The sequence below is a fragment of the Sphingobium lignivorans genome, from assembly GCF_014203955.1.
GTDB classification, from domain to species: Bacteria; Pseudomonadota; Alphaproteobacteria; order Sphingomonadales; family Sphingomonadaceae; genus Sphingobium; species Sphingobium lignivorans.
Genome location: NZ_JACHKA010000001.1, coordinates 666145 through 689433, shown reverse-complemented (window position 1 = coordinate 689433; position 23289 = coordinate 666145). Strand labels below are relative to the sequence as shown.

Below are 23289 nucleotides of genomic sequence, written 5' to 3'. Positions count from 1 at the left end.
GCTTCAACGCTCCTGCTTGCGCACCAGCGCGATGCCTGCCGCCATCAGCAGGGGAGCGGTGATCGCGAGAGCCGTGAAGGCCCCGGGAAGATCCGAAACGCCCAGCGCCTTGCAGAAGACGCCGCGACTGATCGTGAGGATGTGCGTGGCGGGATAGACCGTGCCGATGAAGCGGCCCGACCCTTCCAGCGAGGCAACCGGCGTCAGCATGCCCGAGAACTGGACCGCCGGGATGATGGTGGCGATGGCGGTGCCGAAGATGGCGGCGATCTGGGTGCGCAGGAACGTGGAGCAGATGAGGCCGATGGCCGTGGAACTGAGCACGAACAGCAGTGCGCCCAGGCTCAGCGCGAACAGGCTGCCCTTGAGCGGCACGCCGAACACCGTGACGGCGAGGATCGTCAGCAGAACGAAGTTCAGCATCGCCAGCACCACATAGGGAAGCTGCTTGCCGAGCAGGAACTCGGTGCGGGTCACCGGCGTCACATAGAGATTGACGATGGAGCCAAGCTCCTTCTCGCGCACCACGCTGAGCGCAGTCAGCATGGACGGGATGAGCAGGAGCAGGATCGGGATCACGGCCGGCACGATCGCGACGAGGCTCGCGACATCGGGATTGTAGCGATAGCGCGTCTCGATGCCGGCAAGGCCGAGGCTCGGCCGCGCGCCCAGCTCCCGCATGGCGAAATCCGAGAGCCAACTGAGGTGCATGGCCTGCACATAGGACAGCACGGTCTCGGCCCGGCTCGGCATCGAGCCATCCACCCACATGCCCACGGACACCGGCCTGCCGCGGCGGATGTCACGCGCGAAATGCTCCGGAATCTCGATGACGACGCTCAGCTCGCCATCCCGCATCCGCCGGTCGAGCTCGGCATAGCCATGCACCGGCGCATGCTCGACGAAATAGCGCGAGCCGGAGAGATTGAGCGCGTAATTCTGGCTGGTGGTGGTCCCGTCCCGGTCGAGCACGGCGAAGGTGAGATTCTCGACGTCCAGGCTGATACCATAGCCCATGATGAACATGAGGATGATGCTGCCGACCAGCGCCAGCGTCGCGCGGATCGGGTCCCGACGCAGCTCCAGCGCCTCGCGCCGGCTGTAGCTCAGCATATGACGCAGGCTGAAGCGCGCGTCCGCCTTGTCGCCCGTGCGGGGCGCGGCGGCCAGCGTCGCCGGGGCATCGCCCGCCGCCGCATCACCATCGCCCTCGAAGCCGCCCATGCGGCGCAGATGATCGATGAACGCCGCCTCGAGGTCCGCCGCCCCGCTGGCGCGCACCACGCCGGCCGGCGTATCGGTCGCCAGCACCCGGCCCATGTGCATGAGGGCCACCCGGTCGCAGCGCTCGGCCTCGTTCATGAAATGGGTGGAAATGAAGATCGTCACCATGTCCTTGCGGGCCAGGTCGATCATCATCTGCCAGAACGCGTCGCGGGCGATGGGATCGACGCCCGAGGTCGGCTCGTCGAGGATCAGTATCTCGGGCGCGTGGATCATCGCCACGGCGAGGCTGAGACGCTGGCGCTGGCCGAGCGGCAGGCTTTCCGGCCAGGCGTCCATCAGATCGAGCAGGCCGAAGCGCTCGGCCATCTCGGTCACGCGCGCCTCGATGCGGTCGCCCGGCACCTGGAAAAGCTGGGCGTGAAGCTCCAGATTCTGCCGCACCGTCAGCTCGGTGTAGAGCGAGAAGCTCTGCGACATGTAGCCGACCCGCTTGCGTGTCTCGATGTCGCGCGGATCGACCGGGCGACCGAACAGCAGGGCCTGGCCTTCGCTCGCGGGGAGCAGGCCGGTCAGCATCTTCATCGTCGTCGTCTTGCCGCAGCCGTTCGATCCGATGAAGCCGAAGATCTCGCCGCGCCCGATGCTGAAATCCACATGATCGACAGCCGTGAAGTTGCCGAAGCGCATGGTGAGGCCGCGCGCCTCGATGGCGGGGGTGCCGTCCGTTGACAGGTCCCGGGGCGGGATCGTCACGGCGTGATGCTCGCGCCGCCGCTCCTCGGGCAGCAGGGCGATGAACGCCTCCTCCAGGCTCGCGGCGCCGGTGCGCTCGCGCAGCTCGGCTGCCGTGCCGGTTGCAAGGACTCGCCCCGCATCCATGGCGACGAGATGATCGAAGCGCTCGGCCTCCTCCATATAGGCCGTGGCGACCAGCACGCTCATGCCCGGGCGCTCGGCGCGGATCCGGTCGATCAGTTCCCAGAACTGGACGCGGGAGAGCGGATCGACACCGGTCGTCGGCTCGTCGAGCAGCAGCAGATCCGGATCGTGGATGAGCGCGCAGCACAGACCAAGCTTCTGCTTCATGCCGCCGGAGAGCTTGCCGGCCGGGCGCGTGCGGAAAGGCGCAAGGCCAGTCGCGGCCAGCAGCGTCTCGATGCGCGCCTCGCGCTCGGCACGCGCCTGGCCGAAGAGGCGCGCGAAGAAATCGATATTCTCGAAGACCGACAGGGTCGGATAGAGATTCTTGCCCAGGCCCTGCGGCATATAGGCAATGCGCGGGCAGATGCGCCGCCGGTGCCGGGCATCGGCCATGTCCCCGCCCAATACCTCGACCTGCCCCTCCTGGATCGCGCGGGCGCCGGCGACCAGCGCGAACAGGCTCGACTTGCCGACGCCGTCCGGCCCGATCATCGCCACTGTGCGCCCGGCGGGGAGCTGGAGATCGATGCCGTCGAGCGCCACCACATCGCCGAAGCGCAGGTGCACGCCGGACAGGCGGACGGCATCGTCGGTCATTTGAGCGGAGTCAGCGCGAGCTGCGCCGGCCATGCCTTCGAACGATCGATGCGCACATAGGCCATGCCCGGCATGCCCGACTTCACCACATTGCGGTAGCGGGCCAGCAGCTTGGGATCGATCGAGGCGCGCACGCGGAACATGAGCTTCTGCCGCTCGTCCTTCGTCTCCACCGTCTTGGGCGTGAACTGAGCGACATCGGCAATGAAAGTGATGCGCGCCGGGATCACCCGGTCCGGCGCGGCATCGAGCACGAGGCGCGCCTCGTCGCCGAGGCCGACCCGGCCGACCGCCTGCTCGGGCAGGAAGAAGGTGAGATAGACATCGGTGAGATCGATGAGATTGAGCACCTTGCCGCCCGCGCCGATGACCTCGCCCGGCTCGGCAATGCGATATTGCACGCGCCCGGCGCGAGGCGCGCGCAGCGCGGCATCGTTGATATTGGTTTCGACCTGACGGACCAGCGCGCTCGCCGCCTGCGCATTGGCCTGCGCCCCGCTGGCCTGCGCGCGGGCCGTGGCGATCGCGGCATCGATGGCCGCGACTTGCGCCTGCGCCGCGTCGACGCCGGCCTGAGCGGCCTGCAGCCGGGCATGGTCATCCTCCTGCTCCTGACGCGGCGTCGCGCCTTCGGCCGCGAGCGCGGTCGAGCGGCCGAGATGCTGGCGCGCGGTGGCGAGATCGGCCTGCCGCTGGCGGAGCTGCGCAAGGGCTGCCGCGCGCTGGCTGAGCGCCTGCGCCACCTGCATCTGCGCCGACCGGACGCTGGACCGCGCCGCCTCGCTCTGCGCGCTCGTCTGGGCATGCTGCGCTTCCAGCGTGTCGACATCCATCGTCGCCAGCAACTGGCCCGCCTTCACCTCATCCCCCTCATCGACGAGGATATCGCGGATGCGCCCCGGCGCCTTGGCGGCAACATCCACTTCCGTCGCCTCGATCCGGCCATTGCCGCTGGCGATCCCCTCGCCAAGCGGATCGCGCGTGAGATAGTAGCGCAAGGTCAGGACAGCGGCGATGGCCACGGCGGCGATGGCGAGGCGTATCGCCCATTTCTTCCAGTTGGTGCTCATGGCATCTGCCCCTGCCCTTCGGGTTCGGAAAAGCCGCCGCCCAGCGCAGCGTAAAGCGCCACGCCGCTGGCCAGCCAGGCGCGACGCAGCTGGACAAGCTGCTGCTGCGCCGAGAAACGATCACGCTCGGCATCCAGCACCTCGAGATAGGCGGCGCGGCCGGCCTCGAAGCGGATCGTCGCCAGGCGGGAGCGCTCGCTCAGCGCGGCAATCGCCTGCTCGGTGGTCGCGATCTGCTCATTGAGCCAGCGCCGCTGCGCCAGCGCATCGACCACGTCGCGAAAGGCGGACTGAATGGTCTTCTCATAAGTGGCGATCATCTCGTCGCGCTGCGCCTCGCTCGCCCGCAGACTGGCGCGCAGCTTGCCGGCGGTGAAGATCGGCAGCGAGGCGGTGGGGCGGAACAGCCACAGGCCGGTGCCGGCACCGAACAGCCCATCGAGATCGTTGCTGGTGGTGCCCACCGCGCCGGTTAGGCTGATGCTGGGGAAGAAGGCGGCACGGGCGGCGCCGATATTCGCTTCCGCCCCGCGCAGCTGATGCTCGGCGGCCACGATGTCCGGCCGATTGGCGAGCAGCTCGGAGGGGAGGCCGGCGGGGATGGACTGGACACGCCCCATCTCGGCGAGGCTGTGCGTCAGCGCCGCCTCCTCGACCGGCGCGCCGACCAGCAGCGCCAGCGCCGTCCGGTTCTGCGCGCGGGAAAGCTCGATCGACTGGATGGCACCGGCGGCCTGCGTGCGCAGCGTCTCGGCCTGCGTCACTTCGATCCGCGAGCCCGACCCCAGTTCGTAGCGCCGGGTGAGGATCTGCAGTGCCCGCTCCCGGTTGGCGAGCGTTTCGCGCGCCAGCTCCAGCCGCTCGGCATATTCGCGATCGGCAAGGCAGCCCGCCGCCACTTGCGCGACCAGGATCGTCGCCAGACCCCGCCGCGCTTCCGTGCTGGCGAGATATTGCTGGAGCGCGGCCGTCCGCAGGCTGCGCAGCCGCCCGAACAGGTCGATTTCCCAGCTCGTCTGCAGCATGCCGTCATAGCTGGTCAGCGTGTCCTCGCGGAGCATCTGGGAAAAGCTTTCCGGCAGCCCGGCCTTGACCATGCCGGCGGACCCGGCGAGCTGGGGCGCGAGATCGGCGCCGCGCGCCCGCAGCGCCGCGCGGGCCTGCTCGATCCGGGCGGCAGCGACGCGCAGATCGCGATTGTTGGCAAGGGCGCGGCCGATCAGCGCCTTGACCTGTGCGTCGCCGAAAAAGGCTTCCCAGCCGATCTGCGCCGCGCCGTTCCCGGCGAGCGGCGCGCTCTCCTCGGGATAGAGCGCCGGCACCGGTATCGCCGGATGCTGCGGTGCAGGGGCAAAGGAGCAGCCGGCAAGCGACGCGGCCCCAAGAACTGCCATCGATCGTCTGAGGAAACTTGCCAATTTGCCCGTCCGTTCCGCTTTCCGGGTTTGTTATCGCAGCGCAGCGACGGGCATCATTGGGGATGCTACGTAGCCGCCTCGCATCCCGGGGGACTCAGGGCAGGCGCGCGCCGGCAGACCGCCCTCCGGGCGTGCGACGTCGCCCCGCGAGGCAGGGATGCGAAGGTTGGCGTCGCGACCGGAGACTCCGGCCGCGACCAGAGTTCAGGCGTTCTAGGCCGGCGTTCCGGCGCCCTCGAAATCGAGGACGATGCGCCCCTCGATCTCGCCATGGTGCATCCGCGCGAACACGTCATTGATGTTCTCCAGCGCATCGGTCTTCACCGTCGCGTGGACTTTCCCCGCCTGCGCGAAATCCAGCGCTTCCTGGAGATCGAGCCGCGTGCCGACGATCGAGCCCCGGATGGCGGTCCCGTTCAGCACCGTGTCGAAGATGGACACCGGGAAATCACCCGGCGGCAGGCCATTGAGGGAGACCGTGCCGCCCCGGCGGGCCATGCCCATCGCCTGCTGGAACGCCTTGGGGCTCACCGCCGTCACCAGCACGCCCTGCGCGCCGCCGATCTCCTTTCGGACGAAGGCGGCCGGATCGGTATTGAGCGCATTGACCGACAGGTCGGCACCGAGCCGCTCCGCGAGCGTCAGCTTCTCGTCGTCGATATCGACCGCCACGACATTGAGCCCCATTGCCTTGGCATATTGCACCGCCATGTGCCCCAGCCCGCCGATGCCCGATATCGCGACCCAGTCGCCCGGCTTGGTGTCCGTGACCTTCAGCCCCTTGTAGACCGTGACGCCAGCGCAAAGTACCGGCGCGATTTCGACGAAACCCACATTGGCGGGCAGATGGCCGACATAGTTCGGATCGGCGAGGACATATTCGGCGAAGCTGCCGTTCACCGAATAGCCTGTGTTCTGCTGCGCCTCGCACAGCGTCTCCCAGCCGCCCAGGCAGTGCACGCAATGGCCGCATGCGCTGTAGAGCCACGGAACGCCGACCCGATCGCCCTCGCGCACATGCGTGACTCCGGCGCCCACCGCGACCACATGCCCCACCCTCTCATGCCCCGGAATGAAGGGCGGCGTCGGCTTGACCGGCCAGTCGCCCTCGGCGGCATGGAGATCCGTGTGGCAGACGCCGGCCGCAGCGACCTTGACGAGGATCTGGCCGGGACCGACTTCGGGCACCTTCACTTCCTCGATGACGAGGGGCTTGCCGAACGCGCGGACGACGGCGGCTTTCATGGTCTTCTGCATGGGAACTCACTCCTGACTGGTTGAGATGTGGGATGTCCAACGGATCGCGGCGGACCGGCGCGCGGGATCATCCGTCCCCCCGCCCCGTCACGCGACGGGCGCTGCGCTTCCCTGCCGCCGGGCCCCGAAGGCGCGGCTCAGCTGATCGATGCGATAAGGCCCGCGCACGGGAACATCCTCGGGGAAGGGGCGCCGCCAGAACTGCGGATCGGTGGTGACCATCATCACCGCCGTCCCGTCGCGATGGCTGAGTTCCTGCGCGGCGGCGATCCCCGCCCATTGATCGACATGCTCGCCCAACACCACAACATCGGGCGACTGCGCCCGGGCCAGTGTCATGGCCCGTGCCCGGGTGCGGGCATGATCGATGGAGCGGAAACCGGCCGCCATGAGCTGGGCTTCGATCGCGCGGCTCATGATCATGTTGTCCTCGATGATGAGGGCGTGGGCATGGGGGCCGCTCAGTTCGATCATTGTCCGTCTCCGCAGGTCAGGGCCAGGGCTGATGCGCCTTTTGTGGCGGGGCTGGCCGGCCTTCGGAATCCGCAAAATTACGGGGGCGATCGGTGGGGCGGCTCGGGGGAAGGTTCGCGGAGGGGAACGGCGCGGACCGGGACATGGGCTTACAGTCCGCGCCATCGATCCGACGGCCCGCCATGGTGCGGGAAACGGCCATTTTTTGACCGATCTGCGGCGGAGAAACCGGACATATTAGGACAGATGAAACGCGTCCCGGTGCGACTGGTCTTTCGGAAAGTTATTGCAATTCGTTCGCAATAGCATAATTTGCCGGACGAGACGATGGCAGCGCGACCGGAGGAGCCCCCATGAATCAGACGCTTTCGCACTTGTTTCGCTTCAGGGACCTGCGCTCCTTTCCGCTCACGGCCATGCACATGGTGATGGCGACGCGGCTGTGCATCATGTTCGGGCAGGCCGGGCGGGACCCCTTGCCCGACCTGGCGGTGCGGCTGCGCAGCATGGACGCGGCGCGGCGACTGGCGCGGCTGGTACACGGCATCCAGCAGAGCTGGCCCGAGCAGTTCCTCATTCACCGGCCGTGCTGCATGACCCTGACGCCCGACGAGGCGGTGCTGGGCGACCTCACCGTCATGGCGGCACAGGGCGACGAATCCTGCGCCGTCACGCTGCTGCGCGACATGGTGCCCGATTTCACGGCGCGGCGGCTGTTCCTCGATGCGGTGGCGGCGGTCGGCGCGATCCAGTCGGCCCGGCTGCAGCCGCAGCGCCCGGAGGCATGAGCGGCGAGGCGCAAGACGTCCTGCCCGTCCCTCCCCTCAACAGGGATCAGGCAGGCGCGGCTTCCAGCGCCCGCGCGATCAGCGCGCGGCTGTTCTCGACGCCGTAGAGCGCGATGAAGCTGCCCATGCGCGGCCCCTGCTCGGCCCCGAGCAAGGTCTCGTAAAGCGCCTTGAACCAGTCGCGAAGCTGCTCGAAGCCGTAATGCGGATCCTTGCCGATCGCATAGACGATGTTCTGGATCTCCTCCGCCCCCGCCTGCGGATCGAGCGCGGCAAGCTGGGCATCCAGCTCGCGCAGGGCCATCGCCTCATGGGCTTCGGGCGCCCGCCGCCGCAGCGTGGGCGCAATGAAATCGCGATTATAGGCCAGCGCATGACGCACCAGCCCGCCGAGGCGCGGATAGCGCTCCACCGTGGCGTCGGGCGCATAATTGCGCAGATAGGCCCAGACCTGATGCTCCGTCGCATCCGCGCCCATGACGCCGACGAGATTGAGCAGCAGCCCGAAGGTGACCGGCAACCCGTCCTGCGGCACATCGCCATTGTGGATGTGATGCACGGGATTGCCGAGCTGCTTGTCGAGCGGCTGGCCGGCATAAGCGGCGCGGAACTGCTCATAATCGTCCACCGCGCGCGGAATCACGCCGATATGGAGCTGCTTGGCCGCCTTGGGCTCGCGATAGATATAGAAAGCGAGGCTTTCCCGCGTGCCATAGGTCAACCACTGCTCGATCGAGAGGCCGTTGCCCTTGGACTTGGAGATCTTCTCGCCCTTCTCGTCGAGGAACATCTCGTAATTGAAGCCCTCGGGCGGGCGGCCGCCGAGCGCGCGGGCGATCTTGGAGCTTTGCGTGACGCTGTCGATCAGGTCCTTGCCGGCCATCTCGTAATCGACGCCGAGCGCGACCCAGCGCATCGCCCAGTCGACCTTCCACTGCAGCTTGGCGCCGCCGGACAGGATGGACTGCTCGATCACATCGCCTTCATCTGTGAAGCGCACGATACCGGCATCGGCATCCACCACCTCGATGGGGACCTGCAGCACGCTCCCGCTCTTCGGGCTGACCGGGAGGACCGGCGAATATGTCGCCTGCCGCTCCTTGCGCAGCGTCGGCAGCATGATGTCCATGATCGCCTGATAATGGCGCAGGACATTCTTCAGCGCGTCGTCGAACTGGCCGCCGCGATACATGTCAGTCGAGGAGACGAACTCATAGTCGAAGCCGTAGCTGTCCAGAAAGTCGCGCAGCATCGCGTTGTTGTGATGCGCGAAGCTCTCGAACTTGCCGAAGGGATCAGGCACCTGTGTGAGCGGCTTGCCGAGATAATCCGCCAGCATGGCCTGATTGGGCACATTGTCCGGCACCTTGCGCAGCCCGTCCATGTCATCGCTGAACGCGACGAGGCGCGTGGGCGCGCCGGACAGCTCCTCATAGGCATGGCGCACGATGGTGGTGCGCAGCACTTCGTTGAAGGTGCCGATATGCGGCAGGCCCGAGGGACCATAGCCGGTCTCGAACAGCACCGGCGCGCCATCCGGCTTGCCGCCGGGATAGCGCTTGAGCAGCTTGCGCGCTTCCTCATAGGGCCAGGCCTTGGAGACCCTGGCGGCTTCACGGAGCTCGGGAGATATCGCACGCGTCGTCATGGCCGGCGCTCTAGCTTCAAGTCACCGGGAGCGCCAAGCCAAAAAGCCCGGCACGCCCCCATTTCCAATATTCGCGGTTACGGGAAATTTTACCAGTGCAGTCCTAATATAACACGCTAGAGGGCAGTTTTCGAAACGACTTCGAACGGTGACGCAGCATGGCGGAGACACAAGGAAACGGGCATGGAAACACAGGTTGAGCGGCAAAGGCGGATCGGCGTCGAAATCCCGGTGACGATCACGACTGTGCTCGACTCGCTGGAGGCGGCCATCGCCGACATGACCGAACATGGCGCGCAGGTCATCGGCTGCACCCTGCCGGCCGGAACGCGCTTCCAGATCGAATATATGGGCCAGACCCTCTACGCCCAGTGCCGCTGGGCCGAAGTGGATCGCATGGGCGTGAAATTCTCCTTCCCGCTCACCGACGGCCCCCTGCACGAGCGGCTGATGCTCGCGCGCGCCAGCCAGCTGCCCGGCGAGGCACCGACCGGCACGCACCTCGCTTATGAACCGATGCAGGCGCGGCTCGGCGGACAGGGCCTGCGCTCCTTCGGCCGCGCGACCGGGGGCTTCGGCCGCCGCACGGGCTGAACGCACGACCGGGCGACCACCCCGGCATCGGCGCTGACGCTGGCAGGGACCATCCCGCCACCGCCCCGGGCAAAAATCTTCCCCGCAATGTTCTCCAAGCGTTCCCACCTCGTAGCGAGCAGGCTATGGGTGCGGCGTGGCTCTCTCTTCCCTCCCCGTCCCGCTTCCGCCCGCGCTGCACGCCAACCATGCCGGGATCTGGCTGAGCGACGGGGGTGACGACGTCCTTTCCCTGAGCCGGGGCGAAGCACTGGCGCGTGCGGCCGACACACCGCTGCTGATGGTGAATGCCCCGCTGCTCGGCGCGCGCCTGGGCCATGCGGACCTCTCCGGACTCGACCTGCTCGAACTCTTCGCTTTCCTCTTCCCCGCGCGTTTCGTCATTCCCACGGTCGCCGGGCTGGCGCGCGCGCTCGGCATGGCGCCACCGGCCAACGATACCCAAGCGACCGCGCTGGTGCCGCACCTCGCTCTTGCCATGCTGGACTGGGCCGGGCGGCCGGACTGGGCCGAGCGCGAAGGCGCATGGACGAGCCTGAAGCAGCTCGAGCGGCTGCGCTGGAGCTGGGTGCCGCTGCTGCGCGACCGGATCGCCCAGCCCGCGCAGGCCGAGCGCTGGCTGTTCAGCCGCCTGCCGCAATGGGAGGACCAGCCGCCGCGTCCGCAGCCCCGCCCGGTGACGCTGGCCGACGAGGAGGTGCTCGGCCGGCTCGCCGCCCTGACCGGGCAGGGCGCCGAGACGCGCAGCGGCCAGCGCGACTTCTCGCTCGCCGCCGCCGACGGCTTCGATCCGCGCACGCGGCAGGACATACCCAATATCGTGCTGGCCGAGGCCGGCACCGGCATCGGCAAGACGCTGGGCTATCTCGCGCCAGCCACGCTCTGGGCGGAACGCGCGGGCGGCACCGTGTGGATCTCCACCTACACCAAGGCGCTGCAACGCCAGCTCGACCGCGAAGCCCGCCGCCATTATCCGGACGACGCCAGCTTCCGCCGGCATGTGGTCATCCGCAAGGGCCGCGAGAACTATCTCTGTCTGCTCAACCTGGAAGACGCGCTGCAAGGCGGCTTCGCGGGGCGCGCGGCCGTGCTCGCGCAGTTCGTGGCGCGCTGGGCGGCCTATTCGCGCGACGGCGACATGGTGGGCGGCGACATGCCGGGATGGCTGCCCGCCCTCTTCCGCCGCGCGGGGGCTACCGCGCTCACCGACCGGCGCGGCGAATGCATCTATGCCGGCTGCCCGCATTTCCGCACCTGCTTCATCGAGCGCGCGAGCCGGGCGAGCCAGGGCGCGGACATCGTCATCGCCAATCATGCGCTGGTGATGATCAATGCCGCGCGCGGGCGCGAGACGCAGGGCGCGCCGACGCGGATCGTCTTCGACGAGGGCCACCATCTCTTCGACGCGGCCGATTCGACCTTCGCCGCCGCGCTGACCGGCCGCGAGGCCATCGAGCTGCGCCGCTGGATCATGGGGCCGGAGAAGGAGCGGCGCGGACGGCGGCGGGGCCTTGCGGCGCGCCTCTCCGACGTGGCGAGCTACGACGCCGACGGCGCTCACGCCATCGACGACGCGCGCGAGGCGGCGCGGGCGCTGCCGGGCGAGGAGTGGATGCGTCGCGTGCACGAACGCGCGCCGGACGGCGAGATCGAGGCGCTGCTCTGCGCGGTGCGCGACACCGTCTATGCCCGCGCCGAGCGTGACGGGAAGGAAACCGACCCCGGCTATGGGCTGGAAGTGGACCTGGCCGAGGCCGATGGCGCTCTGATCGATGCCGCGACGGAAGGCGCGGCGGCGCTCGAGGCGCTGCTGACGCCACTGCAGCGGCTCGCCAAGCGGCTCGTCGCCGTGATCGAACTCGCGCCCGACTGGCTCGACGCGCCGGCCCGGGCCCGCATCGACGGCGCGATCTCCGCGCTCGGCTGGCGGTGCGACCTGCTGCGCAGCTGGATCGCCCTGCTGCTGCGCGTGGGCAGCGCGCCGGACCCCGATTTCGTCGACTGGCTTGCCGTCGACCGCGCGGAGGGGCGCGAATATGACATCGGCCTGCATCGCCACTGGCTCGACCCCACCCGGCCGCTGGCCGAAGTGGTGCTGCAGCCGGCGCATGGCGTGCTCGTCACATCCGCCACCCTGCGCGCGGGCGGCGACGTGGACACGGCGATTGGCCGCACCGGCGCCAGCCATCTCGCCGCCACGCCGCGATGGTTCGATGTGGAAAGCCCGTTCGATTATGCCAGCCAGAGCGAAGTGCTGATCGTTACGGACATCAAGCGCGGCGACCTGCCCGCGCTGGCGGGCGCCTATGCGCGGCTCATCGAGGCAGCGGGCGGCGGCACGCTCGGCCTCTTCACGGCCATCCGTCGGCTGCGATCCGTGCAGGCGCGAATCGCGGATCGGCTCGCGCGGGCCGGGCTGCCGCTCTACGCGCAGCATGTCGACCCTTTCGACCCGGCGACCCTGATCGACATGTTCCGCGACGATCCGCGCGCCTCGCTGCTGGGCACCGACGCGCTGCGCGACGGCGTGGACGTGCCGGGCGATTCGCTGCGCCTCGTCGTGATGGAAGGCGTGCCATGGCCCAAGCCATCGGTGCTGAACGCGGTGCGGCGCCAGGCGAGCGGCGCCCCGACGGCGCATGACGACCGGCAGGTTCGCGCCCGGCTGGCGCAGGCCTTCGGCCGCCTCATCCGCCGCGCGGACGATCGCGGCCAGTTCGTGATCCTCTCCGCCGCCATGCCGAGCAGGCTGCTGGGCGCCTTTCCCCCCGGCGTCCCGATCCTGCGCATCCCGCTCGACGAAGCGATCGAAAGAGTGCGCTCCCGGCTTGGTTCCGCTACGAAATTGAGGCAGGAGGCGCAGAACGGGTCGCGGATCGAGGGAGTGCCGACAAGGGAATGAAGAGAGTCATCGTCCTGCGTCACGCGAAATCCGACTGGAGCGACGCCGCCTTGCGGGATTTCGACCGCAGCCTCAACGACCGGGGACATCGCGCCGCCGCCGTGATGGGCCGCTGGGCCGCTCATCATGGGCTGACCTTCGATGCCATCATTGCCTCGCCCGCCGCGCGGGTGGTCGATACGCTGCGCCATTTCCGCGAGGCTTATGGCGCGTGCCCCGAGCCGGCCTATGACCTGCGCATCTATCTGGCGGCCGGAACGACGCTGGCCGAAGTGCTGGCGGAGACGCGGGAGCCGGCTTCGAGCATCCTGCTCGCCGGGCACAGCCCCGGGCTGGAGGAGCTGATCCTCACCGCCGTGCCCGACGATGCGCGATCGCCACTGCGCGATTCGGTCGAGACCAAATTCCCTACCGCCGCGCTTGCCGTGCTGGATTTCGATGTCACGGACTGGGCGAGCCTGGCCCATGATTTCGCCGGGCGGGCAACGCTGCGCAGCTTCATGCGGCCGCGCGATCTCGACCCGGCACTGGGCCCGGACCAGCGCTGAGCGGGCCGCCGCGCCGGCGGCAGGCCTCAGGGACTCAGGCGCCCTCGATCGCGTCCGCGAGATTCTGGCGAATGACGGTCAGCCGGGCAATGAGCAGCGCGAGATCGGTCTGCGCGACCTGACGCGGCGCGGGCCGGGCGGCCACCGGCAGATCCCCGATCGGCAGCACGCCTTGCGGACCGGCCGGCGGGACCGGGGCGACAGGGGCTGCCTGCTGCAGCGCGGGCGCGGCATCGGTGGGCGCGGTTGCGGCATCGTTGGCGGCCGGTGCCGGGGCAGGCATGTCGGCCGGCGCCGGGCTCCGTCCCGCGAGGGCGCGCTGGGCGCCCTTGACGGTGAAGCCTTCCTCGTTGAGCAGCCGGTTGATACGCCGGGCGATCTCCACGTCGCGGGGCCGGTAATAACGGCGATTGCCCGAGCGCTGCAGCGGACGGAGTTGCGGGAAGCGCGTTTCCCAATAGCGCAGGATATGTTGAGCGACGCCCAGTTCCTGAGCCAGCTCTCCTATCGTCAAAAACGCGCCGTCATCCTTGGCCATGGCGCATTGTGCAACGATCCCGCCGCGCGGGTCAATCCGGCTCGGGCGTTTCAGGCGCCCGCGACGCGATCGCGCAGCGACTGGCTCGGACGGAAGGTCAGCACCCGGCGCGGCGTGATCGAGACCTCGATGCCGGTCTTGGGATTGCGGCCGATCCGCTCATTCTTGTCGCGCAGCACGAATGTCCCGAAGCCGGAAATCTTCACATTCTCGCCATGTTCCAGCGCTTCGGTCACCAGTTCCAGCACCTGTTCGACCAGTTGCGCCGACTCCGCGCGCGACAGGCCGATCTGGCGATTGAGCTGCTCGGCGATCTCGGCACGGGTCAAGGTTTCATCAGCACTCATTTCGTCCCCCAAAAACGAAAGATTCGCGGCCACACCCCCATATCGCCGCAACATGATCTGTGAGCCAGAAATACGGGCTTTGCAATGGGAACATAAGGGGCAAGCCGCCGATTCTGGGCGGAAAATTGCCCAACCGTTGCGCAGGGCGCAATGATCAGTAGCGCAGGATCGAAGCGGCCCATGTGAAACCGCCGCCCATCGCCTCCAGCACGACGAGATCGCCTTGCTTGACTCGCCCGTCCCGCACGGCCGTGTCGAGCGCCAGCGGAACCGAGGCGGCCGAGGTGTTGGCATGCCGGTCCACCGTCACCACCACGCGCGCGGGATCGAGCCCGAGCTTGCGCGCGGTCGCGTCCAGAATGCGCGCATTGGCCTGGTGCGGGATCACCCAATCCACCTGATCGGGCGTGACGCCGACATCCTCCAGCACTTCGCGCATGACCTGGGCGAGATTGACGACGGCATGGCGGAACACGTCCTGCCCCTTCATGCGCACCTTGCCGACAGTGCCGGTGGTGGACGGCCCGCCATCGACATTCAGCAGCCCGTTATGGCGTCCATCGGCATGCAGGCGGCTGGCGAGGATGCCCCGCCCGGTCGCCTCGTCCGTATCCTGCGCCTGCAGCACGACCGCGCCTGCGCCGTCCCCGAACAGGACGCAGGTCGCGCGATCCTCCCAGTCCAGGATGCGGCTGAAGGTTTCCGCGCCGATGACGAGCGCAGTCTTCGCAGCGCCGCCGCGCAGCATGTTGTCCGCAACGGTGATGGCATAAAGGAAGCCGGAGCAGACCGCCGCGACGTCGAACGCGACGCAATCGTTGATGCCGAGCGCGGCCTGAACGATCGTCGCGCTGGCCGGAAAGGTCTGGTCGGGCGTCGCCGTCGCCAGCACGATGAGATCGATGTCGCCGGGGACCATGCCGGCCGCCTCGAGCGCCTTGCGCGATGCCTCGGTGGCAAGCGTGGACGTCGTCTCGCCTTCGCCCGCGATATAGCGGGTCCGGATACCGGTGCGCCCGACGATCCACTCGTCGCTCGTGTCCACCATCGTGGCCAGCTCGGCATTGTCGACACAGCGGCGCGGCAGGGCCGAACCCGTTCCCATGATCACGGAACGCAAGGTCATTTGGCGATCATTTCCTCGCTCAATATGGGGCCGACGCGCGCCATGTCCCCGGCGATCCGCGCGGCCAGATCGGCTTCCACCAGACGGGCGGCCACATGCACCGCATTGGCGATGCCCTTCTCGTCCGCGCCGCCATGGCTTTTCACCACCATGCCGTTCAGGCCCAGAAAGACCGCGCCATTGTGATTGTTGGGATCGAGATGGACCTTGAGGAGATGCAGCGCCGGCTTCGACAGGAGAAAGCCCGCCTTCGAGCGCAGGGAACTGGTGAAGGCGCGGCGCAGCACGTCAGTCACGAACCGGGCGGTGCCTTCCGCCGTCTTGAGCGCGATGTTGCCGGCAAAGCCTTCCGAGACGATCACGTCCGCATCGCCGCTGCCGATGCGATCACCCTCGATGAAGCCATCAAACCGCAGGGGAAGCCCCGACGCCGTGCGCAGGAACGCCGCGGCATCGCGAATCTCGTCGGTGCCCTTGAGCTCCTCGGTCCCGATGTTGAGCAGCCGCACACGCGGCGTCTCCAGATCCAGCACCACGCGGGCATAAGCCGCGCCCATGATCGCGAACTGGACGAGATTGCGCGCATCACACTCGGTGTTCGCGCCAAGGTCCAGCATCACGACATCATTGTCGCCGAGGGTGGGCAGAAAGGCCGCGAGGGCGGGACGATCGATGCCGGGCAGCGTCCGCAAGGCGAGCTTGGCCATCGCCATCAGCGCGCCGGTGTTGCCCGCCGAGACGGCCGCCATCGCATCCCCGTTCTTCACGGCCTGGATGGCGAGCCCCATGGAGCTGCCGCGCGACTGGCGAATCGCCTGACTGGGCTTGTCCGTCGCGGCGACGACACGATCGGTATGAACGATCTCGGCCGCGCGGGAGAGATTGGGGTGATGGCCGAGCGCGTCCTGGATCTGGGCTTCATCGCCGAACAGGATGAAGCGCAGCCCCTCGTGGCGCCGTCGCGCGAGCGCGACGCCCGCCACGATGGTGCGCACGCCTTCATCGCCGCCCATCGCATCAATCGCGATTCGCGGCAGTGTCACGACATTATCCCCCAGACCGGGTGTCAGGCGCCGATCGCGACGACTTCGCGGCCGTTATAATGCCCGCAGGCAGTGCACAGATTGTGCGGACGCTTCAGCTCGCCGCAATTCGGGCATTCCTGGAACGCCTCGACGCGCAGCGTATCATGGCTGCGGCGCATGCCGCGCTTGGACGGCGTGGTTTTTCTCTTAGGGACAGCCATGAGGGCACCTGTTCAAAATCTTGATCGTCAAAACGGGTCGCTTGCCTGGCCGCCTGTTCGGCATCGCGGCGGCCACAAAGGGACGCGACCTCAAAGGGGGCCGGGCATTCGCGAGAGTGAGCGCCTATAGCGTTTTTTTGCGCCCACGCAACCCATTCCTTGCGCCGCCCGGCACGACCGGCGGGTGCATCCTGCCGACCGGCCACCGGGCATCGCGCCCTTATACCGGGAGGGGGCAGACGGCCAGCCCGGCCCTCCCCGCCGCCCCGGAACCTGTATGATCGAACGCATGGTTGACGGTCGGCCAGGGGGCTGACATCCTGCCCGCCATGACTTGCCACCAAACATGTCTGCGCTCCCGGCATCACGGGGGACAGCGCCTCGCGGGCATCTAGCCCCGGGTCAGGTGCGTCATGCCCCGAGCCCGGGGCCAACCATTGGCAAGGGACCATGCGGCACAGGCCGCGACCGGTGCAGCCGCGCCGCCACCCTCGCCAGCCGACATCTTCCATCAACATATATAGAGTGACCAGCCATGACCCTTTCCTCGCCCGACCGGCGCCCGCCGGTGCACATGATCGAGACCGAAGCCGACGCGCTGACCGATCTCGCCCTGGCCGCCGCCGAGCGCCTGCCCCAGGTGAGCGCGCTGCTGCTCGAGGAAGTGGGCCGCGCGGAGGTCCATGATGCGCAGGACATGCCGGCAGGCACCGTGACGATGGGCGCAACCGTCGACTTCACCGACGAGGCGAGCGGGGCGCAGCATTGCGTGCAGCTCGTCTATCCCGGCGAAGCGGATATCGCGGCCGGCCGCATCTCCATCCTCACGCCGGTCGGCGCCGGCCTCATCGGGCTGCGCGAAGGCCAGTCCATCCTCTGGCCCGACCGCGGCGGCGCCGAGCGCACCCTGCGCATCGACAAGGTGCGGCACGCCTGAGGGGTGCCGGGGTGGAGGGGGAGCGCTGTCGCGCCCTACCCCTCTCCCAACCCTCTCCCCTTGAAGGGGAGAGGGCTCAGGGCGCTTGGGTGCGGAACGTGGTTCGCCTTTTTTCCTCGTCATTCCCGTGAACACGGGAATCCAGGGACGAGGGCGCGGTGGGGCGCGGCGCGTCGATCAGCCGCGAAGGCCGGTCACGGCATCGCCGACATAGGGATTGCTCGCGCGCTCATGCGCGAAGCTGCTGGGCTGGCCGTGGCCGGGAACGAAGATCGTATCCCCGCCCAAAGGCCAGAGCTTGCGGGTGATCGACGCGATGAGATCATCATGATTGCCGAGCGGGAAATCGGTGCGGCCGATCGAGCCCTGGAACAGCACGTCGCCGACCAGCGCGAGCTTGGAGGGGGCATGATGGAAGACCACATGGCCCGGCGTGTGGCCGGGGCAATGGATGACATCCAGCACGAGTTCGCCGACCGTCACCTGATCGCCGTCGACCAGCCAGCGATCGGGCTCGAAGGGCTTGCCCGGCAGGCCCCAGCGCTTGCCGTCCTCATCCAGCCGGGAAATCCAGAAGCGATCATCCTCATGGGGTCCCTCGATGGGCAGGCAAAGCTCCGTCGCCAACACGATCGCCTGCCCGCAATGATCGATATGGCCATGGGTGACGAGGATCTTCTCCAGCATCACGCCATGCTGCTCCACCGCCTGCTTGAGACGCGGCAGATCCCCGCCCGGATCGACCAGCGCGCCATGCATGGTGCGCGTGCACCAGATCAAGGTGCAGTTCTGCTGGAGCGGCGTGACCGGGATCATGGTCGCGCGCATCGGGGGATTTTCGGTGGGAGCGTTCATGGCGCCGATGTGGCAGCGGGGCGGCGACGGCGCAAGGGCAGCCGGTGCAGGCCCGGCTCCACCGCCTCAAGGCGCGAGCATCTCATTCACCCAGTCGGGGACGACCACGCTCGCCGGCCCGTGCCGGCACGCGTCGAACCAGTCGCTGCCGGCGGAGGGCTCCAGATTGAGTTCCAGCGTGGCGGCACCGAAGGCGCCCGCCATGCGGACGAAGCCCGCGGCAGGATAGACCGCGCCCGACGTGCCGATGGAAACGAACAGATCGGCGCGGGACAGCGCCGCTTCGATCCGTTCCATGGCATAAGGCATCTCGCCGAAGAACACGATGTCCGGCCGCAGGCGCGGCGACCCGCAGCTGGGGCAGGCCGTGCCCGGCGCAAGGCTGCCCTGCCATGTCAGCCGGTGGCCGCAAGCGGCGCACAGGGCAGAGAGCAACTCACCATGCATGTGCAGCACCCGGCGCGAGCCCGCCCGCTCGTGAAGATCATCGACATTCTGGGTGACGATCAGAAAGTCGCCGGCCCAGGCACGCTCCAGCCGGGCGAGCGCCGCATGCGCATCATTGGGCGCCACGCCCGCCAGCGCGGCGCGGCGCAGATCATAGAAGCGATGCACCAGCGCCGGATCGCGCGCGAGCGCCCCGGGCGTGCAGACATCCTCGACGCGGTGCCCTTCCCACAGGCCACCGGGGCCGCGAAAGGTCGCAAGGCCGCTCTCGGCGGAAATGCCGGCGCCGGTGAGGATGACGAGGCTGCGCGGTTGGGCCATGGATGCGATCAGACATCAACGGCCGGGCGACCGCAAGCGTTCCCGCGCGGGATCGGGGGATGACGCCGGACGAGAGCGGATGACAAGCGCGCGCCAGTCTGGCATCGGCCGGGCGGACGGCATTTCCATGAAGGGCGCGGCAAGGATGACGGCGATCGGCATTTTCGGGGCGCGGGGGCGCATGGGCCAGGCCATTGCGGGCGTGGCGGACGCGGCCGGGCTCGTGATCGCGGGCGGGACGGACGGCAAGGCGGAGGGAACCATCGGGGCGGCCGGGGCACCGATCACCACTGATCCGGGGACCCTCGCGACGCGTGCGGACGTGCTGATCGACTTCTCCGTGCCCGCGGCGCTGCGCGCGCATCTCGACGCCTGCATCGCAGCGGGCAAGCCGCTGCTCATCGGCACGACCGGGCTGGAAACCGAGCATCAGGCCGCGATCGACGCGGCGGCGGCGCATATCGCCGTGCTGCAGACCGGCAACACTTCGCTCGGCGTGAACCTGCTCGCCGCGCTGGTGCGCGAGGCGGCCGCCCGGCTGGGCGACGACTGGGACATCGAGATCGCCGAGATGCATCACCGGCACAAGGTCGATGCCCCCTCCGGCACCGCTTTGCTGCTGGGACAGGCGGCGGCGCAGGGACGCGGCATCGACCTCGCCACCCACAGCGCGCGAGGCCGCGACGGCATCACCGGCGCGCGGCGGCCGGGCGACATCGGCTTTGCCAGCCTGCGCGGCGGATCGGTCGCGGGCGACCATCTGGTGATCCTCGCCGGGGAGAATGAACGGATCGAGCTCGGGCACCGGGCGGAAAGCCGGGTGATCTTCGCGCGCGGGGCCGTGAAGGCCGCGCAATGGCTGATCGGCAAGGCCCCGGGGCGCTACACCATGGCGGACGTGCTGGGGCTCTGATGCCGCCATGGCCGCTCGCCAGCTCAACCGCGCGCAGATTTTCGAGCTGTTCTCGCGCCTCGCCGAGGCGAACCCGGCGCCGCGCACCGAACTCGATTATGGCAATGACTATCAGCTCCTCGTCGCCGTCGTGCTCTCGGCACAGGCGACGGACGCGGGCGTGAACAAGGCGACGCGGGGCCTGTTCGAGACGGTGAAGACCCCGGCGCAGATGGTGGCGCTGGGCGAGGAAGGCCTCAAGCGCCATATCCGCACCATCGGCCTGTTCAACACCAAGGCGAAGAATGTGATCGCCCTCTCCGAAGCGCTGATCGCGAACCATGACGGTGAAGTGCCGCGCGACCGCGACGTGCTGACCAGCCTGCCGGGCGTGGGACGCAAGACCGCCAATGTGGTGATGAACACCGCGTTCGGCGAGGAGACTTTCGCGGTCGACACGCACATCTTCCGCGTCGCCAACCGCATGGGGCTGGCACCGGGCAAGACCGTCCTTGCGGTAGAGAAAGGGCTGGAGAAGCGGGTGCCGCAGCCCTTCCGGCGCGATGCGCATCACTGGCTGATCCTGCACGGGCGCTACATCTGCAAGGCGCGGCGGCCGGAATGCTGGCGCTGCCCGGTGAACGACATCTGCCTGTACCGGGACAAGATCCTCGTCGATCCGAAACTATCCAAATAGGTAAATTAATCCTGTCCTACAGCACCCCTTTCCTGGCTTAAGGGCGAGGCGGCGATTCGGCCGCGCTTGACCAGCCAAGGAAGGGCAGACTCATGGCCGACCGCTTCGATCACCAGATCGACACGCTTTCCCTCCCCGCGCGCGATGCCTTCGCGATCACGCCTCACGCCACCAGCGAGATCGATCCGCTGCCCAAGGCGATCTATGTCGGCACCGGCGGCCACATCACCCTGCGCACCGCCGGGGCGGCGGCCGACGTGACGTTCCGGAACGTCGCGTCGGGCCAGATCCTCGACGTGCGCCCCCGCTTCATCCGCGTCGCCGGCACCACGGCCGCGGACATTGTGGGCCTCGCCTGATGACGCTGCGCGACTATGGCTTCGGCCTCGGCACGGCGGGCAGCATGCGCCGCCATCGCCCGCCGATGGAGAACGGGGGTGGCGGCATTCCACCCGCCCCGCCGCTCGATCCCTCGGTGAGCGGCCTCACGCTCGCCAACACGGCCGCCATCCGTGCCGGATTCGCCGCCGTGCGCGCCGGCACGCGGAACATGCGGGTCATCACCGTGGGCGACAGCACGACCGCCACGGGCGGCGTCGTCACAGGCAACTCGCGCTACCATGCATGGCCGGCCCGCATGGCGCGGCTGCTGCGCGACGCCGGGCTGGCGACCAGCCACGAGAATCTGGTGGGCTTCAACGGCCAGGGCTCGGCGGCCGCCATGAACGCCAGCTTCCCCAACTTCACCTTCACCGGGCAGTGCAACCCGGTGGAAGACTCGCTGGGCGGGAAGATATTAGGCCAGTCCACCACCGGCACCTTCACTTTCACGCCCAGCGAGGATGTGACCGGCTTCCGGGTGCTCTATACGCGATCGACCGCGGCCGGGGCCTTCTCCTGGAGCATCGACGGCGGCGCGGCGACGACCGTCGACCGGCAGAACGAGGGCGGCTATGCGCTTGGCGAGCTGGTCATCGATGCCGCCACCGTGCCGGCGCTGGCAACGCCCGGCCTGCACATGATCAGCTTCTCGTGGGTGAGCGGCTATCACGCGGTCATCTCGATCGAGGGCCTGCGGGACGAGCGCCTCGTCAATGTCTACAATGCCGCGATCTCGTCCAGCAAGGCGGTGGCCTGGCCCACGCCGACCGGCCGGCCTTATTATCGGCTGGAGCTGCTGGAGGCCGAGCAGGCCGATCTCGTCATCATCAACCTGGGCATCAACGACTGGCGGGCAGGCAACTGGACCGCCGCTTATGACGTCGCGCTGCAGTCGCTCATCACGGCGGCGAAGGCGGGCGGCGCGGGCGTGATCCTGCTGTGCCCCTGCCCCTCGGCCGAAACGAGCGCGGAAGCCGTGCCCGCGGCCCGGCAGCTGGCCTATAACGACGCCATCCTGGCGCTCGCGGCGAGCAATGACGTGCCGGTCGTCAATCTGCGCAGCTTCTATGGCAGTGGCGATGCGGCGGTAAGCGCGGGCTACCTGCTGGCGGACGGCATCCACCAGACGCCGGAAGGCTATGCCGCCACGGCGGCGCTGATGGCCGGCACGCTGCGCCACATCGAGCAGATGGGCTGAACGGCCATGCCCGGCACACAGAACGACCTCGGCGCCAAGCTCGACCGGCTCATCGGCGAGATCGACGCCCTCACCGGCAAGGTGGACGGACAGGGCGAGAAGCTCGGCACGCTGGCCGAGCGCGTCGCCCTGCTGGAGCAAATCGCCCGCGAAACGCGGGAAGTCCTCGCCGCCTGGACGACCGCCAAGACCGCCGGCCGCCTCATCCGATGGGTGGCGGCGCTGCTAGCGGGCATCGGCGGCATCATCGCTGCCATCAAGGGCGGCGGTCTGCACAGATAGGAGACGCAACGATGCACGGCAGGATGCGCAGCGCGCTGCGCGCAAGACTGATCCCCGACGGACGCAGGACCGGGCGCGAGGCCGGGCGATGAGCGGGCAATCCAGGGCAGCCGGCGGCGCCATCGGCAGTGCCTTCGTGGCGCTCGCGATCCTGATCGCGTCCCCGCTCATCGAGCGCTGGGAAGGCACCCGCACCGAGCCTTATCGCGACGTGGTCGGCATATGGACCGTCTGCACCGGCGAAACACGCGTGGCGATGCGCCGCTACACCGCCGCCGAATGCGAGGCGATGCTGGACGGCACGCTCTCGGCGGAGTTCGCCCCGGCCGTGCTTGCCGCCGTGCCCGCCCTGCGCGAGCGGCCGCATCAGTTCGCCGCCGCGATCAGCCTCACCTACAATATCGGCCCGGCCGCCTTCGCCCGCTCGACCGTGGCCCGGCGCTTCAATGCCGGCGACTGGAAAGGCGGCTGCGATGCCTTCCTGATGTGGGTGAATGCGGGCGGCCAGCGCTTGCAGGGGCTCGTCAACCGGCGGGAGGCGGAGCGCAAGCTGTGCCTCACCAATCTGTGATGCCGGG

Annotated in this window: 23 protein-coding genes and 1 pseudogene; 11 read left to right on the top strand and 13 right to left on the bottom strand. The window is 68.5% G+C overall.

Features of this window, described 5'->3' with window-relative positions; all coding sequences use genetic code 11:
- Window positions 1–3 precede the first annotated feature (3 nt).
- The 5 genes from rbbA to HNP60_RS03235 all read right to left on the bottom strand — a co-directional run bounded on the left by rbbA (window position 4) and on the right by HNP60_RS03235 (window position 6964).
- Window positions 4–2745, bottom strand: coding sequence for a ribosome-associated ATPase/putative transporter RbbA (rbbA, locus tag HNP60_RS03255; RefSeq protein WP_184150153.1), 2742 nt, complete (start codon window positions 2743–2745; stop codon window positions 4–6).
- On the bottom strand, window positions 2742–3815 hold the full coding sequence (locus tag HNP60_RS03250) for an HlyD family secretion protein (RefSeq protein ID WP_184150150.1): 1074 nt from the start codon (window positions 3813–3815) through the stop codon (window positions 2742–2744). Before HNP60_RS03250 ends, rbbA begins: the two co-directional genes overlap by 4 nt.
- Window positions 3812–5209 carry an efflux transporter outer membrane subunit gene (locus HNP60_RS03245; RefSeq protein ID WP_184150147.1) on the bottom strand — a complete coding sequence of 466 codons (1398 nt, stop codon included), beginning with the start codon at window positions 5207–5209 and terminating at the stop codon, window positions 3812–3814. Before HNP60_RS03245 ends, HNP60_RS03250 begins: the two co-directional genes overlap by 4 nt.
- Before the next feature lie 237 nt (window positions 5210–5446).
- On the bottom strand, window positions 5447–6490 hold the full coding sequence (gene adhP / locus HNP60_RS03240) for an alcohol dehydrogenase AdhP (RefSeq protein ID WP_184150144.1): 1044 nt from the start codon (window positions 6488–6490) through the stop codon (window positions 5447–5449).
- Between the two features lie 87 nt (window positions 6491–6577).
- Window positions 6578–6964: a response regulator gene (locus HNP60_RS03235; RefSeq protein WP_184150141.1), complete on the bottom strand. Its 387-nt coding sequence runs from the start codon at window positions 6962–6964 to the stop codon at window positions 6578–6580.
- Window positions 6965–7317: 353 nt separating this feature from the next.
- On the opposite strand from HNP60_RS03235, the gene HNP60_RS03230 reads away from it, so the two are divergent.
- Window positions 7318–7752, top strand: a complete 435-nt coding sequence (locus HNP60_RS03230) for a hypothetical protein (RefSeq protein WP_184050848.1) — start codon at window positions 7318–7320, stop codon at window positions 7750–7752.
- A 46-nt stretch (window positions 7753–7798) separates the two neighbouring features.
- On the opposite strand, the gene HNP60_RS03225 is transcribed toward HNP60_RS03230, so the two are convergent.
- On the bottom strand, window positions 7799–9400 hold the full coding sequence (locus HNP60_RS03225; RefSeq protein ID WP_184150138.1) for a lysine--tRNA ligase: 1602 nt from the start codon (window positions 9398–9400) through the stop codon (window positions 7799–7801).
- Between the two features lie 183 nt (window positions 9401–9583).
- On the opposite strand from HNP60_RS03225, the gene HNP60_RS03220 reads away from it, so the two are divergent.
- From HNP60_RS03220 to HNP60_RS03210, 3 genes are all read left to right on the top strand, one after another.
- Window positions 9584–9994, top strand: a complete 411-nt coding sequence (locus tag HNP60_RS03220) for a PilZ domain-containing protein (RefSeq protein ID WP_184150135.1) — start codon at window positions 9584–9586, stop codon at window positions 9992–9994.
- A 136-nt stretch (window positions 9995–10130) separates the two neighbouring features.
- The gene (locus tag HNP60_RS03215) at window positions 10131–12896 is read left to right on the top strand and encodes a helicase C-terminal domain-containing protein (protein ID WP_184150132.1); all 2766 of its coding nucleotides are present in this window, start codon (window positions 10131–10133) and stop codon (window positions 12894–12896) included.
- A complete protein-coding gene (locus tag HNP60_RS03210) occupies window positions 12893–13444 on the top strand; it encodes a SixA phosphatase family protein (protein ID WP_184150129.1) in 552 nt (183 codons plus the stop codon). Before HNP60_RS03215 ends, HNP60_RS03210 begins: the two co-directional genes overlap by 4 nt.
- A 214-nt stretch (window positions 13445–13658) precedes the next feature.
- Here HNP60_RS03210 and HNP60_RS19830 read toward each other — a convergent pair.
- The 5 genes and pseudogenes from HNP60_RS19830 to rpmF all read right to left on the bottom strand — a co-directional run.
- A pseudogene (locus HNP60_RS19830) lies at window positions 13659–13982 on the bottom strand (MerR family transcriptional regulator); the annotation flags it as partial.
- A 50-nt stretch (window positions 13983–14032) separates the two neighbouring features.
- Complete coding sequence (locus tag HNP60_RS03200) at window positions 14033–14329, bottom strand: integration host factor subunit alpha (protein ID WP_014075011.1); 297 nt, start codon at window positions 14327–14329, stop codon at window positions 14033–14035.
- 154 nt (window positions 14330–14483) lie between these two features.
- The gene (locus tag HNP60_RS03195) at window positions 14484–15455 is read right to left on the bottom strand and encodes a beta-ketoacyl-ACP synthase III (RefSeq protein WP_184150124.1); all 972 of its coding nucleotides are present in this window, start codon (window positions 15453–15455) and stop codon (window positions 14484–14486) included.
- Entirely contained in the window at window positions 15452–16498 is a 1047-nt protein-coding gene (gene plsX, locus HNP60_RS03190) for a phosphate acyltransferase PlsX (protein WP_184050860.1), read from the bottom strand. The genes HNP60_RS03195 and plsX overlap by 4 nt, the downstream gene beginning before the upstream one ends.
- A 23-nt stretch (window positions 16499–16521) precedes the next feature.
- The gene (gene rpmF, locus HNP60_RS03185) at window positions 16522–16701 is read right to left on the bottom strand and encodes a 50S ribosomal protein L32 (protein WP_014075008.1); all 180 of its coding nucleotides are present in this window, start codon (window positions 16699–16701) and stop codon (window positions 16522–16524) included.
- Between the two features lie 535 nt (window positions 16702–17236).
- Between rpmF and rnk the strand changes: the two genes are divergently transcribed.
- Entirely contained in the window at window positions 17237–17638 is a 402-nt protein-coding gene (gene rnk / locus HNP60_RS03180; RefSeq protein WP_184050862.1) for a nucleoside diphosphate kinase regulator, read from the top strand.
- A 177-nt stretch (window positions 17639–17815) separates the two neighbouring features.
- On the opposite strand, the gene HNP60_RS03175 is transcribed toward rnk, so the two are convergent.
- Together HNP60_RS03175 and HNP60_RS03170 are read right to left on the bottom strand one after the other, a co-directional pair.
- Entirely contained in the window at window positions 17816–18493 is a 678-nt protein-coding gene (locus HNP60_RS03175) for an MBL fold metallo-hydrolase (protein ID WP_041391701.1), read from the bottom strand.
- A 66-nt stretch (window positions 18494–18559) separates the two neighbouring features.
- Entirely contained in the window at window positions 18560–19261 is a 702-nt protein-coding gene (locus HNP60_RS03170) for an NAD-dependent deacylase (RefSeq protein WP_184150121.1), read from the bottom strand.
- A gap of 145 nt (window positions 19262–19406) precedes the next feature.
- Between HNP60_RS03170 and dapB the strand changes: the two genes are divergently transcribed.
- The 6 genes from dapB (at window position 19407) to HNP60_RS03140 (ending at window position 23282) form a co-directional block, all read left to right on the top strand.
- Window positions 19407–20174: a 4-hydroxy-tetrahydrodipicolinate reductase gene (gene dapB / locus HNP60_RS03165; RefSeq protein WP_184156840.1), complete on the top strand. Its 768-nt coding sequence runs from the start codon at window positions 19407–19409 to the stop codon at window positions 20172–20174.
- 7 nt (window positions 20175–20181) lie between these two features.
- Window positions 20182–20850 carry an endonuclease III gene (nth, locus tag HNP60_RS03160; RefSeq protein WP_184150118.1) on the top strand — a complete coding sequence of 223 codons (669 nt, stop codon included), beginning with the start codon at window positions 20182–20184 and terminating at the stop codon, window positions 20848–20850.
- Window positions 20851–20942: 92 nt separating this feature from the next.
- Window positions 20943–21209, top strand: coding sequence for a spike base protein, RCAP_Rcc01079 family (locus tag HNP60_RS03155; RefSeq protein ID WP_014075001.1), 267 nt, complete (start codon window positions 20943–20945; stop codon window positions 21207–21209).
- On the top strand, window positions 21209–22429 hold the full coding sequence (locus HNP60_RS03150; RefSeq protein WP_184150115.1) for an SGNH/GDSL hydrolase family protein: 1221 nt from the start codon (window positions 21209–21211) through the stop codon (window positions 22427–22429). Before HNP60_RS03155 ends, HNP60_RS03150 begins: the two co-directional genes overlap by 1 nt.
- Window positions 22430–22435: 6 nt before the next feature.
- Window positions 22436–22711: a hypothetical protein gene (locus tag HNP60_RS03145; protein WP_184050874.1), complete on the top strand. Its 276-nt coding sequence runs from the start codon at window positions 22436–22438 to the stop codon at window positions 22709–22711.
- A gap of 88 nt (window positions 22712–22799) precedes the next feature.
- Window positions 22800–23282 (top strand): lysozyme, encoded by a 483-nt coding sequence (locus tag HNP60_RS03140; RefSeq protein ID WP_184150112.1) that lies wholly within the window; start codon window positions 22800–22802, stop codon window positions 23280–23282.
- The last annotated feature ends 7 nt before the right edge of the window (window positions 23283–23289 follow it).